Source organism: Neobacillus drentensis (genome assembly GCF_036965645.1).
GTDB classification, from domain to species: Bacteria; Bacillota; Bacilli; order Bacillales; family Cytobacillaceae; genus Neobacillus; species Neobacillus drentensis_D.
In genome coordinates, this window is sequence record NZ_JBALPZ010000219.1 from 1 (window position 1) to 9,453 (window position 9,453).

Genomic DNA, 9,453 nt, shown 5'->3' on the forward strand with positions numbered 1-9,453 from the left:
TTAGCTGGTTTAGTTTAAGTGAAAATCTTCACAATTCACTTTGATAAGTATTCTAATTCCTCCTGATCTCTTTAATAATATTGCCGTGAGACCAGAAAGCCTCCCTGAATAAACACTCTATTTCAAACACAAAAAGGCTCTAGGGATCATACCTTAGAGCCAATTCTTTAAGAACTATACAAACTTATTTAACAGCTTCTTTTAATTCCTTGCCTGGTTTAAAAGCTGGAACTTTTGAAGCAGAAATCTGAATTTCTTCACCAGTTTGTGGGTTACGACCTGTTCGAGCTGCACGCTCACGCACCTCAAATGTGCCAAATCCAATCAACTGGATTTTCTCTTCTTTTGCAAGTGTATTAGAGATGGTTTCAAACAATGCATCGACCGCATTTGCAGCATCTTTCTTTGTTAACTCTGTTTGTGTTACAACAGCATTCACTAATTCTGTTTTATTCATATTCAAACACCTCTTCTTTTTTATTTTTAAATTATGTAGGGATAAAAACATAACATATGTTCTACATGTTTGTCATTAAATAAGATTAGATAAAAGAAAGGTATATTCCTGCTTTTTCATGAAGATTAATATTAAAACTGGATTTTGGCGAAATAAAATGCATTATTCTCTGTTTTTCCAAATAATTCACTTTAACTAAAATGCCAGTTAGTTTATCAACACCCCCGAGATTTCTGATTCCGAAAAAAATTTTTTTGATTGATTTAGCTATTTGAACCGACTGATTTTACGGAAACGGGGGCATCTCTTCTTTCCAAATCGGCAAGGATTCGAGATTTGACGTCCATATGTACGTTACATCAGGCATAGTTTGATATGGCATCAGGGCTTTGTTCGTGATAGGGTACCCCCCTTGTCCACAAAAAAAAAGCCTGCTCTGTACGCTAGAAACGGTCTAACCTGCTTATTCAAATGTTAGCTGCTGCTTTCATCATGGTCGTGATGATGGTGATCGTCATAAAAAACTACGAAGTCTTCGTGTCGGAAGAACATGGTCATTTCTGAGACATCTAGTGAACTGCCATCAGATGAGAATCCGCCTGTGACGATGACTAGAATTTCGTCCCCTCATTCTTCAACATCTCCTCTTACTGTTACGATCAAAGCATGTGATCGCCTGCTGTCGTAAAACTGGTGTGTCTGTGATTGGAATGGGAGTAACACAAGTACAGCAAACCCCGCTACAGTGTTCGGAGTTAACCTAACAGGGATCGGAGAGAACAGCACGGTTATAAGTGTGAGAGGAGAAACCGATGATGGTGGCAAAATGACTTGGTCGATTCTTACTGTAGCCGTTAGCGTCCGATTTGTCTGGTTACTTAGTGTCACGATCACGATATTTCAAGGATTTCGAGATATCATGATCAAGTCTACGTTACGCCAGGCAAGTGTCAATATGCATATAGGGTCGATTTTGTGATAGGGTAGCCCCCCTCCCGCTTTTGATCCGTTATTTAATAAAAAAAAGCGAACCAACTATCGGCTCGCCAGGCATTCCTCGTATTCTTTTACCAACTTATAGAACGTTGTCCGCTTCATGTCCGCTCTCCTCATTGCTTCTGTAGCTGTTATACGTTCTGCTTTCCATTCTCTATACACTGAAATAAAAGCATTTGTTATTTCCGCTTTTGGCCTACCAAACTGTGTCCCATTTTTAATTGCAGCATTAATACCCTCTCGCTGACGTTTCTTGATCCGCTCTCGTTCATCTTCCGCTAACCACGATAATATCTGCAGTACCAAGTCAGAAATAAACGTTCCTAAGCTGTCCTGGTATTTCGTTGTATCTAATAATGGCATATCAAGAACGACAATATCCGCTTTAATGTTTTTTGTAATATCCATCCATTCATTTAATATTTCTTCCTTATTCCGACCAAATCTATCTAACGAGTGAATATACAAGATATCTCCAGCACGTAAATGGTGCTTAAGCGATTGATACTGTTCCCGATTGAAATCCTTTCCGCTCTGCTTATCGATAAAAATGTCCCTGTCGCTAATGCCAACTTCTTTCATAGACTGTAGCTGACGAGCCTCGTTTTGATCCCTACTACTAACACGTATGTATCCGAATTTACGATTGTCCATATTTCCGTACTCCTCTCGACCACCGATATGTAATTGTTTCCAGTATATCGAAAGTGTTCGTAAATGTATATAGCATAAACGAATATTCGTAAATTCTCTTTTTGACTTTTACGAACAACGATAAAAACGGAAGAATGCGAGTTTGACGGCTGTTTCAAAAGTGTTCGTATTTGTATACCTTTACATACAAATATTAATTCAAGAAATTCAAGCCTTTAAGTTGTGGTACAAAAGATAATCAATATAACTTTGGAAAAAATAATTTTTCACGGTTACTGCTCATGATCATAAACATATCCCCCCTAATATTTACTAAAAAATGGTGTAAATGATAGAATAGGGTAGTACTTTAAAATTTCAACATTATGAAATATTAATTTAGGAGGTTTCTGGATGGGATTTAAAATTTTATACTATCCTAGAATTGGGGTGCCAAACAATTATTGGCTGCGAAGAGTCTTGCTTTATTCTGATAAAATAGCGAGCATAATACCAGAAAGCATTAGATATCATTACGATCCTGTTATCGAACTCCTCTTAGAAAATGGAGAATTTGAACCTATTTCACCTGTTGATTTTCTAAGAAGTAAAGACAATGAATTAGATAGACGTAATTTTGAAGAAGAATTAAGGAATTATATTTTAAGTGATTCACTACAAAAGTTTCTTAATGAAAACTCTTTTTCCAGCAAAACCGAAATCTCCATGGACAAATTTTCCAGCCTTGCAGTATTTGAACTTGCGAACCATAATCTTATTGAAAATATAGAAGAAAAGAATGATAGGTTTGCTATGTCCGAAGTTGTTGCAACTATATACCTTGGTATTCTGGCAAAATATTTAGGTGTTAAGTATGCATATACTCCTAGTACTGACAACCATATCTGTGAAAAAATAATTTTTAATATGTCAGACAACCAACAACAGGGTTATCAGGTAGCAAATGTGCAACTAATGAATTGTTTACCAGTACCATCCACACATACCTCCATAGAAGACATAATCAAATTCAAGAAAAAAAGGAATACAGAGCTTCAGGCCTTTAAGGTTGAATATCTAGACTTTCAACAAAAATTAGCAAATTCAAAATCCAGGGAAGAAGTTAACCACTATTTGGAATTATTCAACACAAAGATGCAGAAGGAGCTTCAGTTGGTGTCAAGGTTGCTTAATGAATCTAAAATTTCTTTCACCTTAGATTCCATTAAAAGTTTATTAAATACAAAAACTCCTGCTTTGTTTGCTGGAGCAACGACTTTACCATACCTTTTAAATTCACATCCAAATCTCTCAGCCATGGCCATTACTTTAGGTATTAGTTACATTGGAGCACGTCAAGCATTACTAAAAAAAGAATCTGAATCTCCTTTTTCATATGTTTTTCATGCCCATAAGGAGTTGGGTTATCATCGTGAGCGGATTCAATCCCAATAAAACATTAGTGTAAAGTTATAATCTTTATATTTATATATAGGAATGTAGTTGTGTCGCCGACTTCATCGTTAATTTCCTCGTTGAAATACAGCAGGATCTTATTTTATTGTTTTAATGTCATACTGGCAAGAGAATTAACTTTAAAAACATGTTTACAATACCTTCAAAACGCTTGGTACATAAAGATTGTCGAACTGTTGATGTGTAGACCCCAAGGTTTCCAGAAACGTCATTTTCGGCCAAGATGCATCAAGTGGAGTACGACCTAAACCGTGTAATATACCTTATAATTGTACTCCAAACGTCAATCATTCATCCTGTACCTTAACATAGGAATTTAAGGATACTATCGATTAACTCGGTTAACTACATCATTAAAATGACATAATTTTGGTTGGTTATTTTAACGAATAATCATTTAATCATCACGACGTAGTAAACCTCGCTGACGCTCAGTTGAATCCTGCTAACGCAGTCTTCTAATAAAATATAACAGTTATTATTTTGATGTTACTGAAGCTGATAAGCTTTGGTTACATCACAGAGCCGTCAGGCGAAGGTTATTACGTCATATACTTCCTCTTAAGACCCACACGTCTTGAACCCTTGATACGACTGTGTTTTCAAACGATTTTAGCACGGTCTACTTGCTAAACGGCTAATAAGTAGACATTGGGTTACACGTTACTATACTTAAATGTGAATCGTATTCTTCCACTCCCAAAGATATAATGTAATCAGCAGCTAAGTCGACATTAGAAAATTCATCCGTTCTCAGACTATGATTGTCGACTCCTATCTCCCATACACCGTCAGAGAACGTAAAAAGAATTTCATCTGCTACCCCGTTTTTGTCGGTTATTAGATAGTAAACACTTTCGTTACGTGACTCTAGCAATCTTTTACGCCATTTGTAACGTGCTAAATCAACTACCATTAAACTACCTTCCTTCAACAGTCAATTTTGTACAACTACTCTTTTTATACATTATTCAATGTAGTCTGCATACGAGAAAATAACCCGAGCTGTGCGCTCAGGCCCCAAAAAACAATATTTGTCGATTAAAATTCACAATTCGTTATTCAACCATTTCTTCAGCAGATCACGCATTCTACGGCTTGGGATATAGATATGGACGGGCTTGCCATCTCGAACTGCAGAGCGGAATATCCACTGCAACAGGTCAGACAATGCCAATAAGTCTTCATCGACTTTGACGTTCTGTTGCAAGAAAAAGTGTTCCTCGATAGGATTCATAAAACGGTTTAAACAAAACGCTAAGACTTCTTTATGTCTGTATCTGTTGGTAGCACGTAAATTGAACGAGGTAAAACATGCTAGTCCTACATCTCCACTAACTTTATTCTCCGACTCCACTTTACTGAAGCCTTTGCCTTTAACTTTATTAGAATGGTCCTTAAACGTGGTCCACAGAATTCTATCGGCATTTGCCTTTTGGACGTTTCTAAAATAATTGTACAGATTATCCTTCAATCGCTTAACCTTTACACAGTTGTGTGAATTCTCAAACCAACTTTTGGACAAGGAGTTTTTAATCTCGCCAATTTCGTTTAATTTTCCTTCATAGATATGGATAAATTCTCTTAATCGTGAACGATCCTCTATAATTTCCGACTTAGGTTGCAACTGATATCTGTTCCCTTCTCTGACCACGGAGAAATAATCGTACTTTACATTGTGCAAATCATAGTAATATCTTTGAAGTTGACCATCGAACATATATGTCATTATATACACTCTTTCGAAAAGGTCGAATATCTTTGCTGGAAAGTTCCAAACGAATGCAGTGTTGTTAACAGCATATAGATTTCCAGCTAAAGCATAGTCCCTGACAATGTTGTACTTTGTATCCAAGGTGGGATCTGCTTGCCATATCACTTGATTCTCTTCAGAAATTTTAATAAGTCCACTGTCCAATAAAACAGGAATATCGTCTCTCCTTAATCCTTGAAGCATAGATATAACGTCCATGACCTCATCAACTATCAATGTATAATTCTCCCATCGTAATAAATCTATCAACTCTTCATCTGCCATTGCAAACAAGGAGTGCGTAGTTGCTATGTCCTCACCGTTAGCAATCAGTCTTTTCAACGACTCAAGTTTAGTTCCTGATCCGTGAGTTACGTTAGGCTCCTTAAAATCTTTATTGGTGACTTCTTGTTTAATACGTTGAACCTCGTTAAGAAAAGGCGTTACAAAGATAAACTTTTGGTTCATGTCCGCTTCCTTCATCATCTGAATAGCGTAACTAGTTTTTCCCGTTCCCATCATGCTGTCGATAACCTTAACAATTTTACTCATTTTTCTGCTAATCTCCTGTTCTACCCACATTAAAAATAAAATTAAAGTAGACGGCCTTCTGATGAATCAGTAAAGTACCATCTAGAAACCCGCCAATAAGGTTAACAAAATCATTCAATTATCCTATCGATTACAATCTCCATAGGTTTACTATCCTTGTACTTCTCTGCTTCTTCATGAATGGCTCTATCTCTGTAATAAAAGACATTATCTTCAAACGGATCATCACTAGTCTTAGCCATGTCTTTTAATCGACTTTTAAGGGTGTTCATCTTTATGCCATAACGCTCAGCAATTTCATTCTCCGAGAGACCAATTTGATTCATACAGCGCATTTCCAGATACTCGCTGGCATTATATTGCCAAGGTTGACGATACCTATCAATTTTGTCTTGATTGTTCTGTTTCTGTGTACCTAAAATTAAATGATCTGGATTAACACAGGAAGGGTTGTCACAAATATGACGGACCTTCTTCCCTTTAGGTATTTCTCCTTTGTACAGTTGATACGAAGCTTGATGCGATCGTAACGACTTACCGTTTGTTCTGAACCACCCATATCCATCCTTGTCGGTACTCGCAATCCACACATGGCAACCATTCTCTTCTTCAACCCTTTTTGCTTCAAATCGTTGATATATCGTTGGTCTAGGCTTAACGATTCCTTTTAAAGCCTTTTTTATTTGATGTTCAGCTACACCAAATTTCTCAGCTAAACGTTTTTGCGTCCAGTCACCTGTTGAATACAACTCTTGTAACTGTTGAATTTGCTCCTCTGTGAATTTGTTTTTACATTGAGTACTATTTATCATTGTTCTCCCTCCTGCCCTTGCATTCGTTTTAATAGTTTATGAGAATTCCAGGCGCCTACTAAATCACCATGAGTAATAAATAAAATCGTAATTTCTTTATGCCTTCTACCGTAAAAAACTCTTGACCATTTCTTACGATCAATTCATCTGTGGTTACTCCTGCTTCCTTACAAATTTCTCTAAATTGCTCTTCCGTTATTTGGTTAGATTGTTTAGTCATAACTTTTCCACCTAATATGTTGTTTAATATTATTCCGCTATCTTAGTAGATATTGAATATCATTTAAGGTCGCATCAGTAATTTCTACGGCTCGTTTGAACTTCATAACGAATTCAGATGTAATCCTGCTCGTTCCGTTCTCAACCGAAGATACTGAGCCAGCACTGACACCCATTCGCTCCGCTAATTCATTTTTCGTCAAGTTCAAACTGTTACCATTCGACCATCTTCACCTCCTTAAAAGCTTTTGTCATACCCTTTTTGCTTTACACCTCTAAAATAGGGGATATTGTCATCTATCGTAGATACGGAAATAAAAAAATTTTTTCAAAAAATGCGTTGACCGTATTTTCCGTTTTGTAATGTATATAAGTAGTAGTTTTACAAGAATTGTAATTCTGACCGTTTCTCATTCACCCGTCACCTCCTACCTTCATATGTAGATACGGGTACAATTCGACGTCTGTAACGAATTATTTTCATAATTAAGCACAGCCATTTGATTACCCATTGTTTGTCTTTCATAATTAAAATAGGGACTACAACCAGCTACCGTAGACTACAAAATTAAAAAAAATTCAATAGATGCCATGTTTCTATTTGGCAGTGTATTAATTAGTAATTTTGAACAGATTGTAATTTTTAACCGTTCCCTTATTCGCCTTCACCCCCGTCTTCATATGTAGATACGGGTCCAAATCGTTTACAGAGCCGAGAAAAATCAAAAAACCTATTTTTTTATGATCCGACTATCAATCTTAGATACTTCATGATTAGATAAGGGTCAGAAATGTCGTCAGTGTCGATTTTCTTTTTAAATTTTTTTGTTACGTACAATCCAAATCAACTCCCAACCAACTTACTAATACAATAGGGGTCTCAACCGAGCAGGGTGGAATAGAAAATAAAAAACAAAAAAACGCAACCTAAATGGCTGCGTCTGCAATTTATATAATTTACATATCTTAATAGACTTCAGATTGTTTCATACGGTTAATTACCACAGTTTTACGAACTATATCGTTAATCTACATTAACTCCGATGATATCCTCAAATTTAATCCGTTCAAATTCTCCAGGCCTTATTTCGATATGTACCTCATGTGAAATCGGATCAACGTGGTAAACGGAACCGATAATTTCTGTAGTAAATCCATCTTTCCATACCTTTAGCTTTATGGCTAAGTTATACTCCATCGCATAACATATACGTTGGTCAAACTCCTCCTTTTCGTACTCATCGATAATCGGCTTCGCCATTCGTTCCGTATCTCGCCACAAATCTCTCTGTGACTTAATTAACTCTGGCATGCCAAAGGCGAACTGCCACTTCTTTTTACCACGGTCTCGTATCGCCACACAATCTCCTTCTTTACATTTATTACATACGAACAAATGTTCCCGATGTTAGTAAAAAAAAAATACGACTAAGCCTGATTACCTGTCGTAATGGTTTATACCTTGTGCGCACGTTCTACAATGCAGATTACATTGATATAATTCGGTTCCATTATTCTCGAATTCATTACCACAACGGTCACATTTATACTTTTTACGTTTGTAATCATTTTGTGAAAAATTCGGATCAAAATATGGTGTAAGGTTATTTACATTTGCGTTGTATAGCTTCTCAATGAGTGATTCTTCGCTATCTAATTCTTCGTCCCATAAAGTCTTTTTTGAATGTTTACGGTTATAATCATTAAATCCCAATAAACATCGCCTCCCGCTAAATTATATGCGTGAAATTAAATAATTTGCCATAAAAAAAACGCCAACCATAAGGCTGACGTTGTTGAACCTAGACATCTCACGTTGCATCTCGAATGCTAAAGGTAAAAAGGAGTAAACTGCCATTATTTTAGTCGGTTAGTGAAAAATCCTTTTTGATTTGTTCAATGCTCCTATTTGTTATTTCTGCAATATATTTCAATAAATCATCATATTTTTCTCGATTATTTAGTTTTTTAAATTTCTCAACAACACGCTCAAAACCTTTAAAATATTCACTATGATAATTTGGGTTGTTATAAATTTTAATAAATTCAAGATAATCTTTTGCATTCATTTTATCTTTAATTTGAATAAGAATATCATTCCAATTTTTAATTCTATTTTTATGAATAGGCTTTTTTACTCCCAGTTCCTTATTTTCTTCATTTTTTATCTGTTGAATAAATTGTTCTACTTCAAGTATATATTGAAAAAGCTCGTTTCTGTTTTGGCTATCCAATTCCATTAGTATTTTTTTATATTGATTATAACGCACTTTCCTATGAGGCAATTTTTCTTCTGTTTTGTTTGATTCTTTTTTCTTAACAGTATTTTCTTTTATTACCTTTCCTCCAGCACTCAATAAACTTATAAATGCCGTAATTTCTTTGTGGTTTTCTTTAATTATTTTTCCTGCTTTTTTTCCACCTTCAATAATTGGTCCAATTGGAATTCTTCCCATATGCCCCACCTTTAATTAATAAAAAAGTTAGTTTTTATGTAATTAAGTTCGACGTTGGATAGACCGTTTCCTTCTTAAATTAGTCGAGTAGAAGAGAAC

Annotated in this window: 12 protein-coding genes; 2 read left to right on the top strand and 10 right to left on the bottom strand. The window is 35.7% G+C overall.

The features are described from left to right. Nucleotides 1-184: 184 nt before the first annotated feature. The gene (locus V7266_RS28695; protein ID WP_026568621.1) at nucleotides 185-457 is read right to left on the bottom strand and encodes an HU family DNA-binding protein; all 273 of its coding nucleotides are present in this window, start codon (nucleotides 455-457) and stop codon (nucleotides 185-187) included. Nucleotides 458-1,283: 826 nt separating this feature from the next. On the opposite strand from V7266_RS28695, the gene V7266_RS28700 reads away from it, so the two are divergent. Beyond that, on the top strand, nucleotides 1,284-1,436 hold the full coding sequence (locus V7266_RS28700) for a hypothetical protein (protein WP_335472621.1): 153 nt from the start codon (nucleotides 1,284-1,286) through the stop codon (nucleotides 1,434-1,436). Nucleotides 1,437-1,492: 56 nt separating this feature from the next. On the opposite strand, the gene V7266_RS28705 is transcribed toward V7266_RS28700, so the two are convergent. After that, nucleotides 1,493-2,107, bottom strand: coding sequence for a recombinase family protein (locus tag V7266_RS28705; protein WP_335472622.1), 615 nt, complete (start codon nucleotides 2,105-2,107; stop codon nucleotides 1,493-1,495). A gap of 393 nt (nucleotides 2,108-2,500) precedes the next feature. On the opposite strand from V7266_RS28705, the gene V7266_RS28710 reads away from it, so the two are divergent. Beyond that, nucleotides 2,501-3,541 (top strand): DUF6236 family protein, encoded by a 1,041-nt coding sequence (locus V7266_RS28710; RefSeq protein WP_335472623.1) that lies wholly within the window; start codon nucleotides 2,501-2,503, stop codon nucleotides 3,539-3,541. Between the two features lie 658 nt (nucleotides 3,542-4,199). On the opposite strand, the gene V7266_RS28715 is transcribed toward V7266_RS28710, so the two are convergent. From V7266_RS28715 to V7266_RS28750, 8 genes are all read right to left on the bottom strand, one after another. Continuing rightward, entirely contained in the window at nucleotides 4,200-4,439 is a 240-nt protein-coding gene (locus V7266_RS28715; RefSeq protein WP_335472624.1) for a hypothetical protein, read from the bottom strand. Between the two features lie 171 nt (nucleotides 4,440-4,610). Next, nucleotides 4,611-5,867, bottom strand: a complete 1,257-nt coding sequence (locus tag V7266_RS28720; protein ID WP_335472625.1) for a DEAD/DEAH box helicase family protein — start codon at nucleotides 5,865-5,867, stop codon at nucleotides 4,611-4,613. Between the two features lie 110 nt (nucleotides 5,868-5,977). Continuing rightward, a complete protein-coding gene (locus tag V7266_RS28725) occupies nucleotides 5,978-6,679 on the bottom strand; it encodes an HNH endonuclease (protein ID WP_335472626.1) in 702 nt (233 codons plus the stop codon). A 58-nt stretch (nucleotides 6,680-6,737) separates the two neighbouring features. After that, the gene (locus tag V7266_RS28730; RefSeq protein WP_335472627.1) at nucleotides 6,738-6,899 is read right to left on the bottom strand and encodes a hypothetical protein; all 162 of its coding nucleotides are present in this window, start codon (nucleotides 6,897-6,899) and stop codon (nucleotides 6,738-6,740) included. A gap of 37 nt (nucleotides 6,900-6,936) precedes the next feature. After that, nucleotides 6,937-7,107, bottom strand: a complete 171-nt coding sequence (locus tag V7266_RS28735) for a helix-turn-helix transcriptional regulator (protein WP_335472628.1) — start codon at nucleotides 7,105-7,107, stop codon at nucleotides 6,937-6,939. Between the two features lie 815 nt (nucleotides 7,108-7,922). Next, nucleotides 7,923-8,258 (bottom strand): YolD-like family protein, encoded by a 336-nt coding sequence (locus V7266_RS28740; RefSeq protein WP_335472629.1) that lies wholly within the window; start codon nucleotides 8,256-8,258, stop codon nucleotides 7,923-7,925. Between the two features lie 78 nt (nucleotides 8,259-8,336). Beyond that, nucleotides 8,337-8,612, bottom strand: coding sequence for a hypothetical protein (locus V7266_RS28745; RefSeq protein WP_335472630.1), 276 nt, complete (start codon nucleotides 8,610-8,612; stop codon nucleotides 8,337-8,339). 148 nt (nucleotides 8,613-8,760) lie between these two features. Then, on the bottom strand, nucleotides 8,761-9,354 hold the full coding sequence (locus V7266_RS28750; RefSeq protein WP_335472631.1) for a hypothetical protein: 594 nt from the start codon (nucleotides 9,352-9,354) through the stop codon (nucleotides 8,761-8,763). Nucleotides 9,355-9,453: the final 99 nt, after the last annotated feature.

Excerpts from the sequence above, each read along its gene's own strand:
- V7266_RS28695 (WP_026568621.1), bottom strand. The coding sequence starts at position 457 with ATGAATAAAACAGAATTAGTGAATGCTGTTGTAACACAAACAGAGTTA.
- V7266_RS28720 (WP_335472625.1), bottom strand. The coding sequence starts at position 5,867 with ATGAGTAAAATTGTTAAGGTTATCGACAGCATGATGGGAACGGGAAAA.
- V7266_RS28750 (WP_335472631.1), bottom strand. The coding sequence starts at position 9,354 with ATGGGAAGAATTCCAATTGGACCAATTATTGAAGGTGGAAAAAAAGCA.
- V7266_RS28700 (WP_335472621.1), top strand. The coding sequence starts at position 1,284 with ATGACTTGGTCGATTCTTACTGTAGCCGTTAGCGTCCGATTTGTCTGG.
- V7266_RS28705 (WP_335472622.1), bottom strand. The coding sequence starts at position 2,107 with ATGGACAATCGTAAATTCGGATACATACGTGTTAGTAGTAGGGATCAA.
- V7266_RS28725 (WP_335472626.1), bottom strand. The coding sequence starts at position 6,679 with ATGATAAATAGTACTCAATGTAAAAACAAATTCACAGAGGAGCAAATT.
- V7266_RS28710 (WP_335472623.1), top strand. The coding sequence starts at position 2,501 with ATGGGATTTAAAATTTTATACTATCCTAGAATTGGGGTGCCAAACAAT.
- V7266_RS28730 (WP_335472627.1), bottom strand. The coding sequence starts at position 6,899 with ATGACTAAACAATCTAACCAAATAACGGAAGAGCAATTTAGAGAAATT.